14 protein-coding genes are annotated in these 21,535 nt (G+C 74.3%); 5 read left to right on the top strand and 9 right to left on the bottom strand.

All coding sequences use genetic code 11. The features are described from left to right. Positions 1-2: 2 nt before the first annotated feature. The 7 genes from AQJ58_RS31645 to AQJ58_RS31675 are packed head-to-tail and all read right to left on the bottom strand — an operon-like array spanning position 3 to position 13,579. Complete coding sequence (locus AQJ58_RS31645) at positions 3-719, bottom strand: thioesterase II family protein (RefSeq protein WP_067256382.1); 717 nt, start codon at positions 717-719, stop codon at positions 3-5. After that, positions 716-2,392: a cytochrome P450 family protein gene (locus tag AQJ58_RS31650; RefSeq protein WP_234360355.1), complete on the bottom strand. Its 1,677-nt coding sequence runs from the start codon at positions 2,390-2,392 to the stop codon at positions 716-718. Before AQJ58_RS31650 ends, AQJ58_RS31645 begins: the two co-directional genes overlap by 4 nt. Continuing rightward, complete coding sequence (locus AQJ58_RS31655; RefSeq protein WP_067256725.1) at positions 2,392-3,696, bottom strand: MFS transporter; 1,305 nt, start codon at positions 3,694-3,696, stop codon at positions 2,392-2,394. The genes AQJ58_RS31650 and AQJ58_RS31655 overlap by 1 nt, the downstream gene beginning before the upstream one ends. After that, positions 3,689-7,483 (bottom strand): type I polyketide synthase, encoded by a 3,795-nt coding sequence (locus AQJ58_RS31660; RefSeq protein WP_234360356.1) that lies wholly within the window; start codon positions 7,481-7,483, stop codon positions 3,689-3,691. Before AQJ58_RS31660 ends, AQJ58_RS31655 begins: the two co-directional genes overlap by 8 nt. 2 nt (positions 7,484-7,485) lie before the next feature. Continuing rightward, complete coding sequence (locus tag AQJ58_RS31665; RefSeq protein ID WP_067256385.1) at positions 7,486-8,577, bottom strand: cytochrome P450 family protein; 1,092 nt, start codon at positions 8,575-8,577, stop codon at positions 7,486-7,488. Further along, positions 8,574-11,993: a non-ribosomal peptide synthetase gene (locus AQJ58_RS31670; RefSeq protein WP_067256387.1), complete on the bottom strand. Its 3,420-nt coding sequence runs from the start codon at positions 11,991-11,993 to the stop codon at positions 8,574-8,576. The genes AQJ58_RS31665 and AQJ58_RS31670 overlap by 4 nt, the downstream gene beginning before the upstream one ends. Further along, positions 11,993-13,579, bottom strand: a complete 1,587-nt coding sequence (locus AQJ58_RS31675; RefSeq protein WP_234360357.1) for a condensation domain-containing protein — start codon at positions 13,577-13,579, stop codon at positions 11,993-11,995. The genes AQJ58_RS31670 and AQJ58_RS31675 overlap by 1 nt, the downstream gene beginning before the upstream one ends. A gap of 455 nt (positions 13,580-14,034) precedes the next feature. On the opposite strand from AQJ58_RS31675, the gene AQJ58_RS31680 reads away from it, so the two are divergent. From AQJ58_RS31680 to AQJ58_RS31695, 4 genes are all read left to right on the top strand, one after another. Continuing rightward, positions 14,035-15,276, top strand: coding sequence for a cytochrome P450 (locus tag AQJ58_RS31680; protein WP_234360358.1), 1,242 nt, complete (start codon positions 14,035-14,037; stop codon positions 15,274-15,276). A gap of 38 nt (positions 15,277-15,314) precedes the next feature. Next, the gene (locus tag AQJ58_RS31685) at positions 15,315-16,103 is read left to right on the top strand and encodes a thioesterase II family protein (RefSeq protein ID WP_234360359.1); all 789 of its coding nucleotides are present in this window, start codon (positions 15,315-15,317) and stop codon (positions 16,101-16,103) included. After that, positions 16,100-17,086, top strand: a complete 987-nt coding sequence (locus tag AQJ58_RS31690) for an aldo/keto reductase (protein ID WP_067256391.1) — start codon at positions 16,100-16,102, stop codon at positions 17,084-17,086. The genes AQJ58_RS31685 and AQJ58_RS31690 overlap by 4 nt, the downstream gene beginning before the upstream one ends. An 85-nt stretch (positions 17,087-17,171) precedes the next feature. Beyond that, a complete protein-coding gene (locus AQJ58_RS31695) occupies positions 17,172-18,278 on the top strand; it encodes a DUF5937 family protein (protein ID WP_067256393.1) in 1,107 nt (368 codons plus the stop codon). Positions 18,279-18,302: 24 nt separating this feature from the next. On the opposite strand, the gene AQJ58_RS31700 is transcribed toward AQJ58_RS31695, so the two are convergent. Next, entirely contained in the window at positions 18,303-18,974 is a 672-nt protein-coding gene (locus tag AQJ58_RS31700) for a response regulator (protein WP_067256728.1), read from the bottom strand. 183 nt (positions 18,975-19,157) lie between these two features. Then, positions 19,158-20,360 carry a sensor histidine kinase gene (locus AQJ58_RS31705; RefSeq protein ID WP_067256395.1) on the bottom strand — a complete coding sequence of 401 codons (1,203 nt, stop codon included), beginning with the start codon at positions 20,358-20,360 and terminating at the stop codon, positions 19,158-19,160. Positions 20,361-20,478: 118 nt separating this feature from the next. On the opposite strand from AQJ58_RS31705, the gene AQJ58_RS31710 reads away from it, so the two are divergent. Beyond that, complete coding sequence (locus AQJ58_RS31710; protein ID WP_079079359.1) at positions 20,479-21,522, top strand: SAM-dependent methyltransferase; 1,044 nt, start codon at positions 20,479-20,481, stop codon at positions 21,520-21,522. Positions 21,523-21,535: the final 13 nt, after the last annotated feature.

The raw sequence follows: 21,535 nt of genomic DNA on the forward strand, positions 1-21,535 counted from the left end.
GCTCAGTGCAGGTCGGCGGCGACGACGGCCAGCAGCTCCGGCGCCGACGCGGTCAGGTACATGTGGCCGCCGGACAGCTCCACGGACCGGAAGCCGGCGCCCGCGACCTTCTCCCAGGCCGCCGCCTCCTCACCGCTGACGAGTTCGTCGTGGCTGCCGCGGAGCACGGTGAGCGGGGCGGCCAGCGGCAGGTCGGTGGACGGCGCGTAGTTCTCGTGCATCTGCACGTCGGCGCGGAGCGTCGGCAGGATCAGCTCGCGCATCTCCGGGTCGTCGAGGGCCTCGTGGCTGTACCCGGCGAACTCGTGGACCCGGGCGAGGAAGGCGTCGTCGGGCAGGCCGGTGGCGCGGCGGGTGCGCTGTTCGGCGGGGTGCGGGGAGCCGCTGGCGAAGAGGCGGACGAGGGTGGCGTCCCCGGGGTCGGCGGCGAGACGGTGGGCCAGTTCGTAGGCGAGGACGGCGCCCAGGCTGTGCCCGAACAGGGCGATGCGGCGGGGCAGCGCGGGGTCGGCGTCGAGGGCGGCGCGCAGGTCGCCGTACAGGCCCTCGACCGCCGTGCGGGCCTCGGTGTGCGGTTCCTCGTCGATACGGCGTTCCCGGCCGGGCAGTTGGAGCGGCAGGATCGTCAGGCTGTCGCCCGCGACCCGCTGCCAGGGGCGGAAGAAGGAGGCCCCGGCCCCCGCGAAGGGCAGGCAGACCAGGGTCGTGCGCGCGGTCATCGGCCCGCTCCTTCCGGGGCGGCGGCCCGTCGGGCCGTGTAGCGCACCGGCAGTCTTTTCAGGCCCCGGCTGGTGGAGTTGTCGAAGACCCACTCCAGCTCGTGGTGCGGGACGGCGAGTTCGAGGCCGGACAGGCGGCGCAGCAGGGTCGGGAAGGCGACGGAGCCCTCGACGCGGGAGAGGGGGGCGCCGACGCAGAAGTGGGCGCCGTGTCCGAAGGCGAAGTGCCGGTTGTTGGCGCGGGTGATGTCGAGGCGGTCGGGGTTCTCGAAGGCCTCGGGGTCGCGGTTGGCGGAGTCCATGAGGATGTGGACGAAGCCCTCGCGGGGGATCGGGCAGCCGTCGAGTTCCATGTCCTCGGTGGCCACGCGCAGGGTGCCGCGGTAGACGGGCGGTTCGAAGCGCAGGAACTCCTCGACCGCCGACTCCACCAGCTCGGGCCGGTCGCGCAGGAGCGCGAGCTGGTCGGGGAAGCGGAACAGGGCCTGGAAGCCGTTGCCGATGAGGTTGGCGGTGGTCTTGTGGCCGGCGATGATCAGCAGGACGAGGGTGGAGACGAGTTCGTCGTTGGTGAAGACGTCCTCCTCGTCGGCGGCCCGCAGCAGGATGGAGACCAGGTCCTCGCCGAGTCCCTCGGCGCGACGCCGGTCGAGCAGCCCGATCAGGTACTGCTCGATGCTGTCGCTGGCGATCTTCAGCTGCCGGTTCGACTCCTCGTCCGCGAAGGGGGCGCCGCTCAGCCAGTGGCCCCAGGCGTGCAGGTCGGGCCGGTCCTCGATGGGGACGCCGAGGAATTCGCAGATGACCCGCATGGGCAGGGTGAACGCGAACTCCATCAGGTCGATCTCGCCCGACGGGGGCAGCGCGTCGATGAGTTCGTCGGTGATCTCCTGGATGCGGGGCCGCAGCAGGGCCATCCGGCGCGGCACGAAGGCACGGCTGACCAGCCGGCGCAGCCGGGTGTGCTCGGGCGCGTCCGCGGTGATCATGTTGCGGATGAGGACCGGGCTGCTGTCCTTGAGGAGGTCGCGGAACCAGCCGGGCGCGTTGTCCACGGACTTGGACAGTCTCGGGTCGCCGAAGGCCCGGAGCGCGGTGTCGTACGCGGAGACCACGTAGGCGTCGCCGCCGGGCGGGTAGTCGATGGCGTGGACCGGGCAACCGGTGGCGCGCAGGCGGGTGTTGGCGGCGTGGGTGGCACCGGGCGCCGGGTCGGGGCGGGTGAAGAACTCCGGTGGGAGGCGCTCACCGCCGGCCGCGACACCCACGAGCGCGGCGAGGGCGGGGGCCGGGACGGGGGGCGTGGGAGCCGAGGCGGCGCCCGGCTCCTGCGGACCGTTCACCGGGACTTCGGCGGGTACGCCGGATACGGCGGGCTGCCGGGCGGCTTCGGCGGGTATGCCGGGCTCGGCGTCGGCGGGTACGGCGGGTTGCCGAGCGGCATCCGCGGATACGCCAGGCTGCCGGACGGCGTCGGCGGGCACGGCGGGCTGCCGGACGGCCTCCGCGGGCACGGCGGGCTGCCGGACGGCTTCCACGGGCACGGCGGGCTGCCGGACGGCTTCTGCGGGTACGCCGGACACGGCGGGCTGCCGAGCGGCCTCCGCGGATACGGCGGGCTGCCGGACGGCGTCGGCAGGTACGGCGGGCTGCCGGGCGGCTTCGGCGGGCATCACGTCTCCTTGCTGGTCGGGGCGCCGGACGTCTGCGCCGTGTCGGTGACGGCGTACTCCTCCGGCGGGGCGAGCTTGCGGATGCGGGGGCTGAGCGTGGGCAGGGCGGCCAGGCCCGAGACGACGCCCATGGCCGTGAAGACCGCGGTGGGTCCGGCCAGGTCGAAGAGGGCGCCGACGCCGAACACACCGAGCGGCGCGGCCACCATCGACATGAACATCACGGCGCCGAGCACCCGGCCCTGGGTCCGGTCGGGAGCCATCGCCGCGAGGTAGGCGAGGAACAGGGCGCTGGTGATGGGCCCGCGCAGGAAGACGCAGGCGACGATGACGCCGAGCGGGACGAGCCCGGAGACGTTGGCGAGCAGGACGGCGGCGACCGGGCCGATCCAGGCGGCGGTCAGGAACAGCACCGGCGGCGGCACCCGTCTGATGATCGGGCTCGCCAGGAGCGAGCCGACCACCCCGCCGATGCCGGCGATGGACAGCAGCAGACCGGTGAAGGTGGCGGAGGCGCCGCGGCTCTCGGCGGTGGCGATCAGCGCGAGGAAGACCCCGGTGTGGGTGAACGCCATGTTCGAGCCCATGATCCAGACGATCAGCAGCCGCAGGACGGGCTGCCGGGCCAGGAAGCGGAAACCCTCGGCGGCGTGGCGCTTCTCGCCGGGCCCGGGGTTCTCCACCTTCAGGGGCTTGCGGATGAACAGCAGCAGCGCGGACGACACCAGGAACGACAGCGCGGCCGTGAGGAACGGGAAGGCGCGCGCGAGGGCGAACAGCGACCCGCCGGCCGGGGGCCCGCCCATGGTGGCAGCGAAGTACCGGACCTGGTTCTGCGCGGTGGCCTGGGTCAGCTGCGAGGGCGGCACCAGCTGCTTGATGACGGCGAGTCCGGTCGGGTTGGAGACGCCGAGACAGGCCGCCGAGCCGACGGCCACGGCGAGGATGACGAGGGGGTGGGTGTGCCCGGTGGAGACGAGGAGCGCCAGCAGTCCGAGCAGGACGACGCGCACCATGTTGCACACGATCAGCAGCAGCCGGCGGTCGACCCGGTCGGCGAGGGTGCCGCCGGGGATCGACATCAGGCTGGCGGTGACGAGCTGGGCGGAGCCGACGGCGCCGGCGTAGAACGCGGAGCCGCCCGTGGCGAGGATCAGCAGCGGGTAGGCGACCTCGGCGGTCTCCTTGGCCAGCGCGGCGAACGCCTCACTGGTCCACAGCGCCTGGAAGTCGGCGTTGCGCAGCAGCGGTTTCGGCTCCTCCGGGCGGGCCTGCGCCGCGTCCTCGGTGATCGCGTCAGCCATGGTCACTCCGTTTCTCGTCGAGCACGGCGAGGAGCCCGGCCGCGAGGGCGCCCGTGTGGGGCGGGGCGAGCATCGACCAGTGGTCACCGGGGACCCGCTCCACCCGCAGCCCCCCGCCGTACAGCCCGGCCAGCCGGGACCGCAGCCGGTCCGGACCGTCCGGGGCGAGCCCCTCGGCCGCCGCGAACAGGACCGCGCGGCAGGGCAGCGGGCGTGGCCGGTGGCGCAGCAGGGCGGTCTGCCGGGCCGCGAACCGCCGCCGCAGCTCCGGCTCCCCGCGCAGCCGCCGGCCGAGCGGGCCGACGCCGAGGGCGGCCTCGGCCCGGTGCCGCAGACCGGCGCGCAGGAAGTCGGGGGCGAGGCCGACGGGCAGTCCGGCGGTGTCGGGCACGAAACCGTCCAGGCACAGCAGGACGTCGACGCGCTCGCCGCGCCGGATGAGCTGCCGGGCCAGTTCATGGGCGACGACGGCGCCGTAGGACCAGCCGCCGAGCGTGTACGGCCCTTCGGGGCGGGCCCGCAGCAGCGCGGTGAGGTGGGCCGCGGCGAGGGCGGCGACCGTGCGCGGGGTGCCCCGGGGGTCGTCGGCGTCCTCCAGCCCGAGCACCGGCCGGCCGCAGCCGGCGGCGGCGAGGGCGGCGGCGAGGTCCCGGTACGGGAGCGCGGTGCCGACGGCGTCACTGACCAGGAACAGCGGGCGCTCACCGGGCCGCCCCTCCGCGAGGGTGGCGACTCCGGGCACGGGGGGCGCCTCGGCGGCGGTGCCCGCGGTGACGGCCGCCACGAGGTCTCCGAAGGTGGACCGGCGGGAGAAGTCGGTGACGGACAGGGCATGACCGGTGCGCTCCCGGACGGCGGACATCAGGCCCACGGCCATCAGCGACTCGCCACCCAGCACGAAGAAGTCGTCCTCGTCACGGGCCTCGGGGGCACCGAGGGTGCGGCACCAGAGGTCGGCGAGCAGGGGACGGAGACCTTGGCCGACGCCCGGCGGGGAGCCGGGGGCGTGCGGGGCCGAAGCGGGCGCCGGGGTGGGCGCGGGGGCGGATACCGGTGCCGGGGCGGCTACCGCTGCCGCGGGGCGCGCGGACGCCCCCGCCTCCGCCCCCGCCGACAGCCGCTGCCCCTGTCCCTGCCCCCGCGGGTCCTCCCCCTGGAACCGGTACCCGGGCAGCGAGATCCGCTCCGCCCCCGGTCCGGCCGGCTCCAGCACGTCGTCGAGCGCGCGGTCGGCGCCCAGTTCCCACAGGGTGGCGAGCGCCGCCAGCAGGGCGTCCTCGGCGGGTTCGCCGGGCCGTCCGGTCAGGCGTACGGCGGTGAAGGCGGCGGCGTCCCAGCCGGCGCTGCGGCGCAGTCCGCCGAGCATGGAGCTGCCGGGCCCGAGTTCGACGTACGTCGTGCAGCCGGCGGCGAGGAGGCTGTCCATGGCGCGGGCGAGCAGGACGGGGCTGCGGAGCTGGGTGGCCCAGTAGTCGGGCCGGGTCACCAGGTCCGGGTCGGCGCGGTCGCCGGTGGTGTTGGAGATCAAGGGCAGCCGGGGCGGGCGGGCGGGCACCGACGACAGGTGGGTCCGCACCGCCTCGGCTGCCGGTTCCATGGCCTTCGAGTGGAAGGCGCGCCGGGTGTGCACCGGCGTGATCGGCAGGCCCGCCAGTGCGGGGCCCGCCAGCAGGTCCGTCAGGGAGTCCCCGGGTCCGGACAGCACGACGGTCCCCGGGCCCTCCACGGCGACGGTGACCTCGCCGCCGGCGGGGAGCCGGGCGGCGATCTCCCGGGCGTCGCCGGTGACGCCGACCATGCGGCCGGGCTCGGTGTCCGCCATGGCGCGGGCCCGCAGGTGCACCACGTCGGCGGCGTCCTGCGGGGACCAGACCCCGGCGAGGGCGGCGGCCGTGTACTCGCCGACGCTGTGCCCGAGCAGCGCGGCGGGCCGCACGCCCCACTCCTTGAGCTGGCTGCCGAAGGCGTGCCCGAGGGCCAGCAGGGCGAGCTGCTGGTGCACGGTGTCCGCGAACCAGTCCTCGCCGGCGCCCGCCCCGGGGTCGACGGCGGGGGTCAGATCGATCCCGTGGGCGTCCCGCACGTGCGCGGCGATGGTGTCGAAGGCGGTCCGGAAGCCGGGGAGCGCGCGGTGCGCGGCGGCGCCGGCGGCGTGCCGCAGGGTGCCCTGGCCGGGGAGGAGGAAGGCGACCTTGCCGAGCCTGCGCGGCCGGGCGCCCGCGTCCCGGCCCGCCTCGCGCCCGGCGACCGAGCGCAGCAGCCGCACCGCCTGCTCGGTGTCCCCCGCCACGACGGCCGCCCGGTGCTTGTACCTCCGCCGCGCGGCGAGCGTCCGGGAGGCCTGGGCGACGGTCGGAGCGGCCACGGCCGGCCCACCGGCCGGCTGGGCTCCGGACGGGCCGAGGGTGTCGGCGAGGAGGCCGGCCAGTTCGCCCAGTGCCCGCGGTGCCGCCGCCGAGAGCAACAGCGGGCGTGGTCCGGGGCGGACGGGCCGGGGGGTGGTGCGGGGGGTGGTGCGGGGGGCGGCGGTGAGGACGACGTGGGCGTTGGTGCCGCCGACGCCGAAGGAGCTGACGGCGGCGGCGCGGGGCGCCTGCCAGGGCTCGGCCCGGTCCACGATCCGGAACGGCGAACCGTCCAGTTCCAGCAGCGGGTTGGGCCGGGTGTAGTGGGCCGTGGGCACCAGCCGGCCGCGTTCCAGCATCAGCGCGGTCTTGATCAGCCCGGCGACCCCGGAGGCCGCGCCGGTGTGCCCGATGTTGCCCTTGACGGCACCGAGGGCGCACCGCGTACGGCCCGGCGCCGGGCGGCCGAAGACCTCGGTGAGCGCCTGGACCTCCACCGGGTCGCCGAGCCGGGTCGCGGTGCCGTGGGCCTCGATGTAGTCGAGGTCGGCGGGGTCGATGCCCGCCACGGTCTGCGCGGCGCGGATCACCTCGCTCTGCCCGGCCGGGGAGGGCGCGGTGAAGGCCATCTTGTCGGAGCCGTCGTTGTTGACGGCGCTGCCGGTGATCACGGCGGCGATCCGGTCGCCGTCGCGCAGCGCGTCCGCGAGCCGTTTGAGGACGACCACGGCGACCCCTTCGCTCGGGACCGTGCCCGCCGCGTGCTCGTCGAAGGGCCGGCAGCGGCCGTCGGGCGAGAGGATGCCGCCGGGCTCGAAGAGGTAGCCCCACTCGCCGTCGGGCATCACGGTGACACCGCCCGCGAGCGCCGCGTCGCACTCGCCGCCGAGGAGGGCGCGTACGGCGAGGTGGGTGGCGGTGAGCGAGGTGGAGCAGGCGGTCTGCACGGTGAGCGCGGGGCCGCGCAGCCCGAGTTTGTAGGCGGCGCGGGTGGCGAGGAAGTCCTTCTCCCGGCCGATGTAGCGGGCGAGTTCGCCCAGGTCGGGGCCGAGGTGCTCGCCCACCCGGTCGGCACCGGCGTACACCCCGACGCGCCCGGGGAAACGGGTCGGGTCGAGTCCGGCGTCGTCGAAGGCGGTGACCGCGGCCTCCAGGAACACCCGCTGCTGCGGGTCGGTGGCGGCGGCCTCGGCGCGGCTGTAGGAGAAGTAGGCGTGGTCGAAGCGGCGGGAACCGGCGATCACGCCCATCGCGGGCACGAAGTTCTCCCGGCGGACGTACGCCGGGTCGGCGCCGCGCGCGATCAGCTCGTCCGGTGCGGGGCGGCTGATGCCGTCGGCTCCGGCACCGAGCAGCGCCCAGTACCGTTCCACGTCCTCGGCCCCGGGCAGCCGGCAGGCCATGCCGACGACGGCCACCGCGCCCTGTGCTGCGCTCGGCACGCTCAGACCCCCAGCTCGACGTAGAGGTGGTCGAGGCCCACGTACGACAGGTTGGGGCCCCACTCGGGGGTCTCGGCGGCGAGCCGGGCGTCCGGGAAGCGGGCGGCGAAGCGGCGCAGCAGGACGGCGGCCTCCAGGCGGGCCAGGGGCGCGCCCACGCAGTAGTGCGGGCCGAAGCCGAAGACGAGGTGCTGGTCGCCGGTGACGGGGCAGGCGCCGCCGCCCGGCTCGTCCAGCAGCGCCTCGCCGGTGAGGCTCACCAGCACCAGGTCGCCGGCGCGCATCGACTCCCCGGCGAGCTCCTGGTCGTACGCCACGACCCGGCCCAGGTGCCTGAGCGGCGGCCGGCGTCGCAGCACCCGTTCGACGAACTCCTCGGCCGCGCCGGGCCGTTGCGCCCGTACGGCGTCCCAGACGGCCGGCTCGGCCAGGGCGTCCATGACGGTCGACGCGAGGAGCGAGGAGGTGGTCTCCAGACCGCCGAAGAGGTTCATCGCCCAGGTCGCGGTGGTGCGGGCGCGGTCCTCGGGGGTCTCCTGCGGGAAGGACTTGGGGGCGTCGGCGCGCGCGAGCGCCTCGGTCATCTCCTCCATCGTGCGGTGGGCCTCGGCCGCGTGGTCGCGGCGGTACATGGCGCCGATGAACAGCGACAGGGTGCGCGCCCAGCGGTGCAGGGTCTGAGGAGATTCGGCGATCCCGACGACGTGCGCCATCACACGGCCGGAGATCCCGTCGGCGACGGCCGGGACGACGTCGTACGGCGGGCCCGCGGCCAGCGCGTCCAGGCACGCGTCGGTGATCTCCTCGACGCGGGGCGCGAGGGAGCGGACGTAGGAGGCGGACAGCAGGCGCTGCACGGGGCGGCGCAGCGCGGTGTGCTCGGGCGCGTCGGTCTGCACGAACCAGAGCCGCAGGAACTCGGTGAGCTCGCGGTACTCCTCGCGGGCCGCCTCGGTCATGTAGAGCTGGAAGGAGCGCTCGAACGTCCCGGATGTGAAGCCGGGGTGGTGGAGGACCTGCCGGGCGAGCCGCGGGTCGGCGACCACCCAGCAGTCGAGGTCCTCGTCCCACGCGAGCGGGGGTGTGGCGTTCACGCGCCGCCGGCCTCCTTCTCGACGAGCGCCCTGAGGCCCGCCGGGGTCGGCGAGAGCAGGAAGTCGCGGAGCCGGACGGTCGTGCCGAGGTGCTCCTTGACCTTGCGCATGAGGCGTACGGCGCCCAGGGAGTTGCCGCCCACCATGAAGAAGTCGGTGTCGGCGTCGATGTCCCCGGCCTCGGCGTCCTCGGCGAGTTCGGCGAACAGCTCGGCGATCCGCGCGGTCAGGGCCGCCCCGGGGTCGGCGGCGGTCCGCTCGGCCTGTCCGGCGGGGACGGCACGGGCGGCGAGTGCGCGCCGGTCGACCTTGCCGTTGGCGGTGACGGGGATGCCGTCCACGATCGTCCACAGGGTGGGGACCATGTACGCGGGCAGCTTCCGCTGGAGCAGGGAGCGCAGGTCGGTGGCGGCGAGGGCGGCGCCCGGCGCCGGGACCACCGCGGCGAGCAGCCGCTTGTCGGCGCTGTCCCCCTCGGTGACCAGCACGACGGCGTCCTGCACGGCCGGGTGGCCGCACAGCACGTCGGCGATGGCGCTGAGCTCGACCCGGTAGCCGCGCAGTTTGACCTGGTCGTCGGCGCGGCCGAGGAAGGTCAGCCGGCCGCGGGAGTCGAGGCGTACGAGGTCGCCGGTGCGGTAGAGCCGCTCGGGGACGTCGGGTGAGAACGTCCCGAAGGAGCGGGCCGTCTCGTCGGGGTCGCCGAGGTAGCCGTCGGCGAGGCCCTCGCCCGCCGCGTACAGCTCGCCGACCGCGCCGGGCGGCAGCAGCCTGCGGCGGGCGTCCAGGACGTACACGCGCGTGCCGGGCACGGGTCGGCCGATGGGCAGCGGGCCGTCGACCTCGTCGGGCGAGGAGACGGAGTGGGTGGTGGTGAAGGTGGTGTTCTCGGTGGGGCCGTAGCCGTTGGTGACGACGAGGCCGGGATGGCGGGCGAGGGCGCGGGCGGTGTGCTCGTGCGGGACGACGTCCCCGCCGGTCAGCAGCTGCCCGAGGCCGCCGAGCGCGTCGGGGGCGAACTCCTCCACGAGCCGGAACAGCCCGGCCGTCAGCCAGGCGACGGTGATCTCGCGCTCGCGCAGGAACGCCCCGAGTTCGGTGGGCGAGGCGAGGCCCGCCGGGTGCACCTCCAGGGCGGTGCCGGTGAGCAGGGCGCCCCACACCTCCAGGGTGGAGGCGTCGAAGGCGAGCGGCGACAGCCGCAGCATCCGCTCCCCGGGGCCGAGCCGGACGAAGTCGGCCTCGTGCACCAGCCGGATCACGGCCCGGTGCGGCACGGCGACGCCCTTGGGCTCCCCGGTGGAACCGGAGGTGAAGGCGACGTAGGCCACGCGGGAGGGGTCCTCGGGGGCCGGTTCGGGGGCGTCGGGCGCGGGCTTCCACGCGGGTTCCCAGACCGCCACCGGTTCGGCGCCGAGGCCGCGGAAGCGGGCGGCCGCCTCGCCGTCCGGCGGGCCGACCAGCGCGGCGGAGGGTGCGGCGCGGGTCACGATCCTCGCCAGATGGGCGTCGGTGGCGCTCTGTTCGACCCCGACGTAGGCGGCGCCCGCCCAGAGCACGCCGAGGACGGCGACGGCCTCGGCGACCGAGCGGTCCACGCCGACCAGCACCCGGTCCCCGGCGCGGACCCCGGCGGCGCGCAGCAGCCGCGCCTGTTCGCCGGCCGCGGCGGCGAGTTGGGCGTAGGTGAGGGCGGCCGTGGCGTCCCGTACGGCGACGGCGTCGGGGGTGCGGGCGGCGGCCGCGCGGAACAGGGCGTCGAGGGAGGTGCCGGGGAAGTCGGCACGGGTGGCGTTGAGGGCGGTGAGCCGGGCGCGGCCGTCGGCGGAGAGGCAGCGCACGTCCTCCAGCCGGGCCGCGTGCCCGGTGGCGAGTTCCTCGGCGCCGGCCAGGAAGTCGGCGACGAAGGCACGGGTCTCGGTCTCGGTCCACACGGCGGTGGCGTACTCGACGTGGCCCGCGTAGGCGGGGTCGGAGTGCCCGATGAGCAGGGTCAGGTCGAACTGGGCGCCGCCGCCGTGCCCCTCCTCGACGCGCAGCCGCGCGGTGCCGGCGTCGAGGGTCCGGGGCACGAGCTGGTCGTGCATGCCGAAGCAGACCTGGACGAGCGGGTGGCAGCCGAGGCTGCGTTCGACGCCGAGCCGGGTGACCAGTTCCTCGAAGGGGAGGTCGCCCGCGTCGATGGCGCGGCCGAGCGAGGTGTGCACGGAGCGCAGGTAGTCGGCGGGGCTCGCGTCGTCGTCGAGGTCGACGCGGACCGGTACGAGGTTGCCCGCGACGGCGATCAGCCGGTCCAGCCCGGCGCTCTGCCGGCCGAGCAGCGGCACGCCGACGAGCAGGCTGCGCGTCCCGGTGCGGCGGCCGAGGGCGAGGGCGAACGCGCCGAGCAGGAAGGCGTACGGGGTGACGCCGAGCGCGCGGGCCCGCTCGGTGACGGCGGCGGACAGGGCCGGTCCGAGGTCGAGGCCGGTGCGTTCGCCGGTGGCGTCCTGGAGGGCGGGGCGCGGCCGGTCGGCGGGGAGTTCCAGGGTGGTGGGCGCCCCGTCGAGGTACTCCTTCCAGAACTCGGCCTGGGTGTCCCACACGCCCCGGGCGCGCAGGCTCTCCTGGCGGTCCGTCAGCAGCCGTACCGGCGGGGCCTCGCCGTCGTCGGGTTCCGGCCCGGTGCCGGTGAGCGCGGCGTGCCGGGCGGACAGCTCGCGCAGCAGCAGACCGACCGCACGGCCGTCGAGCACCATGTGGTGCGCGGCGAGCACGATCGCGTCCCGGCCCGCGGGGTGCGTGAAGTGCAGCAGCCGCCAGGCGGGCGCGGCGGACAGGTCGAACGGTCGGCGGCCCTGCGCGGCGCCCTCGCGGCGCACGAACGCCTCGAACTCCTCGGCCGGTCCCTCGTGCGCGATCTCCGTCGGCTGGGGGGCGTGCTCCGCCAGCAGTTCCCGTACGACGGCGTCCTCGCCGTCGCCCGCGCTCTCCCGGAAGACCGTGCGCAGGCCCTCGTGGCGGGCGGCGGTCTCGGCGAGCGCCTTGGCGAGGGCGCCGCGGTCGATCCGGCCGCCGTCCTCGGTGAACGCGGTGAAGACGAGGTTGTACGGCGAGCCGCCGGCCACCCGCTCGATGAGCCACATCCCGCGCTGGGCGGGTGAGAGGGCTCCGTCGTCGTCCCGTCGGGGGGTGTCGTGGGCGGCCTCGGCGGGCTGTCCGGCCCGCGCCTCGGCGAGCACCTCGGCGAGCGGGCGCCCGCCGAGGAGGTCGAGCACGGGGATGCGCAGGCCGAGCCGTTCCTGGGCGAGGGCGGCCAGGCGCATGGCCCGCAACGAGTCACCGCCGAGGGAGAGGAACGTCTCGGTGGCGAAGCTCGCCGGGTCCGCCCCGTCGCCGAGGACGGAGACGGCCAGCGCTTCGCGGGCCGACGCCATCAGAGGGCCTCGGCGGGCTTGGCGAGCAGGTCGGCCTGGCCGCCGACCGTGGCGGAGCGGAACAGGTCGATGGTGCGCAGGGTCCGTCCGGAGGCCTGGCTGAGGCGCTCCACCAGGACCACGAGGAGCAGGGAGTCGCCGCCGGACTCGAAGAAGCTGATGTCGTCGTCGGGGTCGTCGGCGGTGTCCTCGATGCCGAGGACCTCACGCCACACGGACCGCACGAGGGCGAGCCGCTCCTCCGGGTCGTCCAGGTCGATGGTCCGGGCGGGCTGTTCCAGCACGGGTTCCTCCGGTGAGGTGGCAAGGTCCGCGGCACTGCGCCGCAGATCCGTCAGGAAGGCGGACACGGCCAGGGGGTCGGTGACGTCCGTCGGGTGGTCGAGGGAGAGCTCCAGCCGCCGTCCCTCGGCGCCGTCCGTGACCCGGACGAACGCGGCGAGGTCGTACTTGACGTAGAGGGGGTCGAGCGGACGCAGCCGGCCGGTGACACCGGGGGCGAGCACAGGGGTGTGGGGGGCGTCGTCCAGGTTGAGCAGGACCGGGGTGAGGGGCGGCCAGAGCCGGGTGCGGTCCGGGTTGAGGCGGGCGGCGAGCGCGTCCAGGGGCACGTCGGCGTCCATGAACGCCTCCATGGCGGCGATCCGGGCGGCGCCGAGCAGTTCCCGCCAGGTGGTGCCGGGCTCCAGGGTGATCCGCAGCACCACGGTGGTGATGAACATGCCGATCACGTCGCCGGCGTCGGGGTGGTCGCGGCCGGGCCAGGCGAAGGCGATCAGGAAGTCGCGCTGTCCGCTGTTCCTGGCCAGGGTCGCGGAGAGCAGGGCGACACCGAGCATGAACGTCGTGCAGCCCTCCTCGGCGGCGACCGCCAGGGCCTTCGCCGTGCGGTCGGCGTCCAGCCGGGTGGTGACGGTGGCGCCGAGCCTTGCGGCCTCCAGGTCGCCGCCGGCGCCGCGCTCGAAGGGCAGGGTCACGTCGACGGGGGCGCCCTTGAGCCGTTCGACGACCTCGTCGACCTGGGCGGCTATCTCCTCGGGCGGGCGCTCGGCGACGACGGAGGCGGGGTGCGGCGGGTCGCTCAGCCGCGGCACGGTGCCGGCGAGCCGGGCCCGGTAGACGGTGAAGATCTCTTCGAGGAGCATCGTGCGGGACAGTCCGTCGACGACGATGTGGTGGGAGACGAGGACCAGCAGGGTGCGCCGGGCGTCGAGCCGTACGACGACGGCCCGGGCGGGTGCGTCGGCGGCCAGGTCGAACGGGGTGCCGCACAGCGTCCGTACGTACGCGTCGACCTCGGCCTCGGTGAGCCCCTCGGCCTCGGCGTCCCGCAGCAGGGCCGTGCCGGGCTCGCCGTCGGTGCGGTACTCGACCCGGCGCCCGCGGAGGTCGAAGCGGAAGCGGGCCCGCAGGGACGGGTGGCGGGCGAGGGTGAGCCGGGCGGCCTCGACGAGGTGCCCGTGGTCCACCTCGCCGGTGAACTCCACGACGGACGGCACGAGCTGGGTGGGGCGTTGCAACTCGTCGCGGTCGAGGACCCACAGGCCCTGCTGCATGCGGGTGGCCGGGTACCAAACGGACAACACGCGAGATTCCCCCGAAACTCATGCGAACTGAAAACGCTTACCAGGGCCGCGAACAGCATGCGGTAAAACGGTGCGCAAAATAAAGGAAAGCAAAATGCGTTTCCGACACGGCCAGAACGGCGGGCGCCGCTCAATGGCTGAATTACCGTAGGCAGCCCACGATGAACATGTCAAGGCCCTCCTGCCAGGCATGTCGATCACCGATGACACCCCCTCGGACCTGCCGATCGGCCCTTCCTCGCTACTTTTTGGCCAGATGGCGGAAAATTAATTTAACGCTGAACATGTCTCATTCATTGCGCTCACACGACCACCGTAAACAGTTCATCAAATAATTAAGCTTCATCGGACACCCGTCGTGTACGTTGACTCGCGGCATCCTCACCGGACGAAAGGACGACCCCTTGAAAGTCCATGACGCCGCCCGACCCGACGCAGCGATTTCCGGGTGCCCCGTGCACCAGGGGACGACGGCCGATCTCGTCGACCCCTGGCTGTACAGCGGAGGCGACGCGCACGCCGTCTGGCGGTGGATGCGGAACCAGGAGACCCTGACCCGCCAGGAGGTCGACGACCGGCGCGGGTTCTGGAACATCGTCGGGTTCCACGACGCCGAACGCGTCCTGCGGGACACCGAGACCTTCACCTCCGAGCGCGGCACCATGCTCGACCTGCTCGGCACCGACGACCCGGCCGGCGGGAAACAGCTCGCCGTCACCGATCCGCCGCGCCACACCGAGATGCAGACCCGGCTGAAGAAGGCCCTCGCCGTCAAGGCCGTGGAGCGGCAGAAGGACATGATCAGACCCCTGGTCGTGGACCTGATATCCCCGCTCGGCGACGGCGGCACCTTCGACTTCGCCGAGGCCATGCTGGCCATGCCGATGTCGGTGACCGGCACGATGATGGGCCTGCCCCCGGCCGACTGGGCCTGGCTCAGCCGGCTGACGACGATCTGCATCGCCGCCGACGACCCCGAGTACCAGGACCCGGGCGGCAAGGCCGCCACCCTGGAGCGCGCGCACCGCGACCTGTTCGCCTACTTCCAGGACCTGATGCGCTTCCGCCGGCAGAACCTCGGCGACGACCTGCTCAGTGTGCTGATCTCCACCGAGTTCGAGGGCCGCCACATGGACCCCGGCGAGATCGTCGCGAACTGCTACAGCCTGCTGCTCGGCGCGAACGTCACCACCCCGCACTCCCCCAACTACGTGATGGCGGAGTTCATCGACCGGGGCGTCCTGGAGGACTGGGCCGCGCACCCCGAGCTCACCCCCTCCGCCACCGAGGAGGCGCTGCGCTGGGCCTCGCCCGTCAACCACTTCCTGCGGTACGCCACCCGGGACGTCGAGGTCCGGAACACCAAGGTCAGCGCCGGTGACGCGGTGGTCGTCTGGCTCGGCTCCGCCAACCGCGACGACGCCGTCTTCCCCGACGCGGGCACCTTCGACATCCGCCGCAGGCCCAACAAGCACATCGCCTTCGGCATCGGCCCGCACTACTGCATCGGGCACAGCGTGGCCCGCGTCACCCTGCGCATCCTCTTCGAGGAACTCCTCACCCGCTTCGACACCTTCCGCCCGGCCGGCACCCCGGAACGCCTGGCCTCCAACTTCGTCTCGGGCTGGAAACACGTCCCGATCACGGCTCGCCCCCGGGCCCGCTCCGCCCGGCCGGGAGCGGGGGCAGCGGGGTGAACGGGGCGACGCGGGTACGTGGGCCCCGTACTCCGTGGTTGCGGTGTTTCCATGCCGCCGCGCCCCACGCCGTACGGCTGTTCGTGTTTCCGCACGCCGGGGGCAACGCCGCCTTCTTCCACCCGTTCTCCGCACGGCTCGCGCCCGGGGTCGAGGTGCTGGTCGTGCAGTACCCGGGCCGCCAGGAGCGGTTCCACGAACCCTGCGTGGAGGATCTGCACGAGCTGGCCGACACCGTCGCCGCCGAACTCGCCGAGTGGGCCGAGGAGCCGTACGCCCTGTTCGGGCACAGCATGGGCGCCACGCTCGCCTTCGAGGTGGGCGCCCGGCTGCACGCCGCCGGGGCCCGACCGCGCGCCCTGTTCGTGTCGGGGCGGCGCGCGCCGTCGGTGCCCGCGCCCGGCTCGGTGCACCGGTCGAGCGACGAGAAGCTGATCGCCGACATGAGACTCCTCGGCGGCACCGACACCCGGATGCTGGACAACCCCGAGCTGCTCGCGGCGATCCTCCCCGCGGTGCGCAGCGACTACGTCGCCACCGAGACGTACCGCTACCGGGGCGCGCCCCCGCTCGACTGCCCCGTCACCGCGTTCATCGGGGACGTCGACCCGCGCGTGGACGCCCCCATGGCGCGGGCCTGGGCGACCCACACGACCGACGAGTTCGCCCTCCACACCTACGAGGGCGGCCACTTCTTCCTGGTGCCGCACCTCGACGCCCTCGCGCGGACCATCGCCGACTCTCTCGCCCCCAAGCCGGAATCACCGATTCCGGAATCGTCAATTCCTGAACCGATTACCCGGAATCCCCGAAGAGGACTCTCATGAAATACCGCGTCATCGGCAGCGACCCGGCCACCCGCCGTGAGGTGAGTGTGCTGAGCCTCGGCTCCATGCTCTTCGGGACGGTGACCGACGAAGCGACCTCCTTCGCCCTCCTCGACCGTTTCGTCGAGGCCGGCGGCACCTTCATCGACACCTCCAACAACTACGCCTTCTGGGTGGGCGGCACCCAGGGCGGCGAGAGCGAGGAACTCCTCGGCCGCTGGATCCGCAGCCGGGGAATCGGCGACGAGATCACCTTCGCCACGAAACTCGGCGCCCGCCCGAACGCCCCGTCGAGCGGTTTCAGCCTGGATGTCGAGGGACTTTCGGCCAAGACCATCCGGGAATCCGCCGAGCGCAGCAGGGAGCGGCTCGGTATCGAGCGCATCCACCTGCTGTACGCGCACATCATGGACGAGAAGACCCCCCTGGAGGAGACCGTCCAGGGCTTCGGCGAGGTCGTCGCCGACGGCGTCGCCGGCCTCCTCGGCGCGAGCAACCACTGGGCCTGGCGGATCGAGGCCGCCCGCAATCTGGCCAGGGCGGCCGGCCTGCCCGGCTACGAGGTCCTCCAGCACCACCACAGCTACCTCCGCCAGCGCGCCGACATCCCGAGCCTGCGCTCGCCCGACGGCAACCAGGGCCTGGTCAGCGCCGACCTGCTCAGCTACGTCCGCGCCCACCCCTCCCTCACCCAGGTCGCCTACTCCCCGCTGCTGTCGGGGGCCTACGTCCGCGACGACAAGCCGCTCGGCCCGGGGTTCGAGCACGCGGGCACGCAGCCCCGCCTCCAGGCGGCGCGCGAGGTGGCCGAGGAGACCGGCGCGAGCGTCAACCAGGTCGTCCTGGCCTGGCTGCTCGGCGGCGACGTCCCGATCCTGCCGCTGGTCGGCGCCTCCTCGATCGAACAGCTGAACGACAGCCTGGCGGCGGTCGACCTGGAGCTGACGGCGGAGCATCGGGCGAAGCTCGACGCCGCGCACTGACCTCACCGCGCCCTGCCGCGCTCCCGATTGACGGCTGCCGTCAATCGGGAGCCGGGTTGTCGGTGGCGGGGTGCACCATGAGGGCATGAGCGTCCGCATCGACATCACCGGGCTGCGGCCGGAGCGGATCACTGTCGTGCCCTCGCCCCTGGCCGAGCTCGGCATGGCCCTGCACGCGCTCGCCGAGCCCGGACACCACCCCGGTCTCCAGGGCTGGGTCACGGGGGTCGCCGCCCGTCTGGACCCGTATCTCGCCGACCGGATGTGCGAGGCGGACTTCCTGTGGCGGACGACGTTCTCCGACCTCTTCCTGCCCTACGCGGGCCTCCCGGGGCGCGACGTGCTGCCCGGCGCCACCCTCACCGAGGAACTGGACCTCCTCGACAAACTCACGGACGAGGAGTTCGTCAACGCCGCGACGGAATTCATGTGCACCCCCGGGTACGACGCGCCGGGCCTCGACGTCCTCGCCGACCCCGCCCAGCACCGCCGCGCCCTGGACCTGGCGGCCTCGCGCGGACCCCGCCAGGTGCACTTCACCCGGCGGCTGCTCGACGACCCGCCCGGGGTGCGCGCCTGGCTGCGGCAGTTCCTCCGGGACTGCGACGAGGCGTTCTTCGCCGACGTCTGGGCCCGGGTGAGCGTCCCGCTCGCCGCCGACGCCCGCCACAAGACGGACCTGCTGCGCCGCAAGGGCCTGGCGGAGGCCCTCACCTCGGTCTCCTCCGCCGTGTCGCTGGACGAGGGCGGGACGCTGATCTCGGTGGACAAGATGGCCCACGGCCGCACGGCCACGGGGGACGGCGGACTGCTGCTCGTCCCGACCAGCCTGGGCTGGCCGCATCTGATGGTCCTGCACCGGTACGGCTGGCAGCCGGTCCTGCACTACCCGGTCGGGTCCCCCGAGCCGGCCTCGCCGCCCTCGGTCGAGCAGCTGACGCTGCGCATCACCGCGCTCTCCCACCCCGTCCGGATGCGGATCTGCCGGCTGCTCGCCCGCAGCGCCTACACCACGAGCGAGGTGGCCCAGTCCCTGGGCATGACGGCCCCCGAGATATCCCGCCACCTCGGCGTCCTCAAGAAGGCCTCCCTCATCACGACCCGCCGCCGCGGCCGGTACGTCCTGCACCAGCTGGACGTGACGGTGGTGGCCCGGCTGGGCAGCGACTTCCTGGAGGGTCTCCTGCGCTGACCGACGCCCCCGACGGCCCCCGGGTCAGCCGTGTCCGCCGGCCCGCACCAGCCCCGTCTCGTAGGCCAGCACCACCACCTGGACGCGGTCGCGCAGCCCCAGCTTGGTCAGGATGCGGCCGACATGGGTCTTCACGGTCGCCTCGGACAGCACCAGCCGGGCGGCGATCTCCCCGTTGGACAGCCCCTGCGCGACCAGCACCATCACCTCGCGCTCACGGTCGGTGAGCCGCTCCAGCCCCTGGTGCCGGGGCTCCTTGCCGGTGCTGGGCAGCATCGGCGCGAACCGGTCGAGGAGCCGGCGCGTGGTGGAGGGCGCGACCACGGCGTCACCGCTGTGCACCGAGCGGATCGCGGCGAGCAGCTCCCCGGGCGGCACGTCCTTCAGCATGAAGCCGGAGGCGCCCGCCTTCAGCCCGGAGAACGCGTACTCGTCCAGGTCGAAGGTGGTCAGGATCAGCACCTTCGGCGGTTCGGGCTCCGCGCAGATCCGCCGGGTGGCCTCCACCCCGTCCAGCTTCGGCATGCGCACATCCATCAGGACCACGTCCACGTCCGTGGAGCGCACCACCTGAAGGGCCTCGACGCCGTCGCCCGCCTCCGCCACGACCTCCATGTCCGGCTGGGCGGCGAGCACCATCCGGAACCCGGTGCGCAGCAGCACCTGGTCGTCGACGAGCATCACGCGGATCGTCATGAGGTCCTCTTCCATGTCTTCCAGGTTGTCCGGGTCTTCCGGGTCTTCCGGGGCTTCCGGGGGTCCGGGTCTTCCCGTCTTCCCGTCTTCCCGGGTCTTCCGGGGCTTCCGGGCTTCTGAAGGTCGGGGCGTCGGGGGCGTCGGGGCGTGACAGGTGTCAACGAAGAGCGTCGTGCGTCGGCGTCAATGCGCCGGTTTGAGCGGGAGCAGGACGCTGATGCGGAATCCTCCGCCCGGGCGCGGGCCCGCGTCCAGCGTGCCGCCGACCATGCCGACCCGCTCCCGCATGCCGATCAGACCGTGGCCCTGGCCGTCGGCGCCGCCCTCCTCGTACAGCTCGTGCGGCGCGCCCTTGCCGTCGTCCTCGACGAGCAGCCCCAGACCGTCGTCGAAGTAGACCAGCCGTACGTTCGCCCCCGCGTCGGGCCCGCCGTGCTTGCGCGTGTTCGTCAGCGCCTCCTGCACGATCCGGTACGCGGTGAGCTCGACGCCGCTGGGCAGCGGCCGCGGGGTGCCCTCGATCTTGAAGTCGACGGGCAGGCCCGAGCCGCGGCACTGCTGGACGAGGTCCTCGATCTGCTCCACGTCCGGCTGCGGAACGTACTCCCCGACCTCCTGGTGCTCCCCGGTGCGCAGCACGCCCAGCAGCCGGCGCATCTCCGCGAGGGCCTGCCGGCCGGTGGAGGAGATCGTCTCCAGGGCCTTCTTCGCCTGGTCGGGCGCGGCGTCGAGGACGTACGCGGCACCGTCGGCCTGCACCACCATCACCGAGACGTTGTGCGCGACGACGTCGTGCAGCTCCCGCGCGATGCGGGCGCGCTCGGCGGCGACCGCGAACTTGGCCTGCGCCTCGCGCTCCTTCTCCAGCCGCGCGTTGCGCTCCTCCAGCTGCGCGAAGTACGCCCGCCGGGTGCGGATCGAGTCGCCGAGCACCCAGGCCAGCGCGAACGGCACGGTCTGGAAGACGATGACCGCGAACTGGCCCGGCACGCTCGCGTGCTCGTGCGGCCACCGCACCTGCGCCAGCGTGGCGGCGCTCAGGGACATGACCAGGGCCAGCCGGGAAGCCCAGCGGGCACCCATGACGGCGACCGTGTAGACGATCACCAGCAGGGCGAAGTCGGCGGCCGTGACCCCGACGTTCAGCACGAGCTGGGCCACGCCGAGCACGGCGGCCAGCACCAGCATCTTCTCCGGCATCAGCCGGCGCAGCGCGATGACCAGGCACAGGAGGGCGACGACCGGCACGAGCAGCGCCATGGAGTCGGTGCCGCCCCGGTCCTGACCCGCGGTTCCGGCAGCCGCGGTGATCCCGAACAGGACGACGGCCCAGAAGCAGTCCACCTGGGTCGGGTGTCTGCGGAGGAAGTCATAGAGGCGCTGCACGTAACCCAGCGTAGGGAAGCGCCGCGTGTGCGGGGGTCAGCCGAAGGGCCGATCCGGTCCCGGCGCGCGTACTCCGCAAGGTGGAGGCCGTGATCACCGGTACGCCTAGTCTGACCGGATGACGCACGAAGTGAGCGCCCCCGGCGACCCCGGCGACCCCGGCGACCCCGGCGACGACGCCGGCACCCCCGGCGGCTGGCGCGGGTGGCGGGCGGCGGCCGAGGACGCGCTGTACGGCCCGCACGGCTTCTACCGGCGGCCCGAGGGCCCGGCCGGCCACTTCTGTACGTCGGTGCACGCCTCGCCCCTCTTCGCCGGCGCCGTCGCCCGGCTGCTGTGCCGGGTCGACGAGGCGCTGGGGCGGCCCGTGCGGCTGGACTTCGTCGACATGGCCGCCGGCCGGGGCGAACTCGTCACCGGCGTCCTCGCCGCGCTCCCCGCCGAGGTGGCGGCCCGCACGCGCGCGTACGCCGTCGAGCTCGCCGCCCGCCCGCCCGGACTGGACCCCCGGATCGACTGGCTCCCCACGCCCCCGCCCGGCATCACCGGGCTGCTGTTCGCCAACGAGTGGCTCGACAACGTGCCGCTGGAGGTGGCCGAGGTCGACCCCGCGGGGGTGCCCCGGCTGGTCCTCGTACGACCGGACGGCACCGAACGCCTCGGGGAGCCGGTGTCCGGGCCCGAGGCGCGGTGGCTGGCGCGCTGGTGGCCGCTGCCGGACGAGCCGGGGCTGCGGGCCGAGATCGGGCTGCCCCGGGACAGGGCCTGGGCGTCCGCCGTCGCATCCGTCGCCCGCGGGCTCGCGGTGGCGGTGGACTACGCCCACACGGCGGACGCCCGCCCCCCGTTCGGCACGCTCGACGGTTTCCGGGAGGGACGCGGGACGGCCCCCGTGCCGGACGGCTCGTGCGACATCACGGCCCATGTGGCCCTGGACGCCTGCGCCCTGCCGGGCGCCCGGCTGCTCACCCAGCGCGCCGCCCTGCACGCGCTGGGCGTCGCGGGCGCGCGCCCCCCGCTCGCGCTGGCCTCCACCGACCCCGCCGCCTACGTCCGCGCCCTCGCGGGCGCCGGGGAGGCCGCCGAGCTCACCGCGCCGGGCGGACTCGGCGACTTCGGCTGGCTGCTCCAGCCGGTGGGACTGCCCGGCGTCCCCCTCTAGGGCCGCCTGGGTC

The sequence above is a fragment of the Streptomyces sp. DSM 15324 genome (assembly GCF_001514285.1).
Classification (GTDB): Bacteria; Actinomycetota; Actinomycetes; order Streptomycetales; family Streptomycetaceae; genus Streptomyces.

Coding starts and splice junctions, on each gene's coding strand:
- AQJ58_RS31695 (WP_067256393.1), top strand. CDS start 17,172: ATGAGCGTCCGCATCGACATCACCGGGCTGCGGCCGGAGCGGATCACT.
- AQJ58_RS31645 (WP_067256382.1), bottom strand. CDS start 719: ATGACCGCGCGCACGACCCTGGTCTGCCTGCCCTTCGCGGGGGCCGGG.
- AQJ58_RS31700 (WP_067256728.1), bottom strand. CDS start 18,974: ATGACGATCCGCGTGATGCTCGTCGACGACCAGGTGCTGCTGCGCACC.
- AQJ58_RS31690 (WP_067256391.1), top strand. CDS start 16,100: ATGAAATACCGCGTCATCGGCAGCGACCCGGCCACCCGCCGTGAGGTG.
- AQJ58_RS31650 (WP_234360355.1), bottom strand. CDS start 2,392: ATGCCCGCCGAAGCCGCCCGGCAGCCCGCCGTACCTGCCGACGCCGTC.
- AQJ58_RS31710 (WP_079079359.1), top strand. CDS start 20,479: ATGACGCACGAAGTGAGCGCCCCCGGCGACCCCGGCGACCCCGGCGAC.
- AQJ58_RS31670 (WP_067256387.1), bottom strand. CDS start 11,993: ATGGCGTCGGCCCGCGAAGCGCTGGCCGTCTCCGTCCTCGGCGACGGG.
- AQJ58_RS31655 (WP_067256725.1), bottom strand. CDS start 3,696: ATGGCTGACGCGATCACCGAGGACGCGGCGCAGGCCCGCCCGGAGGAG.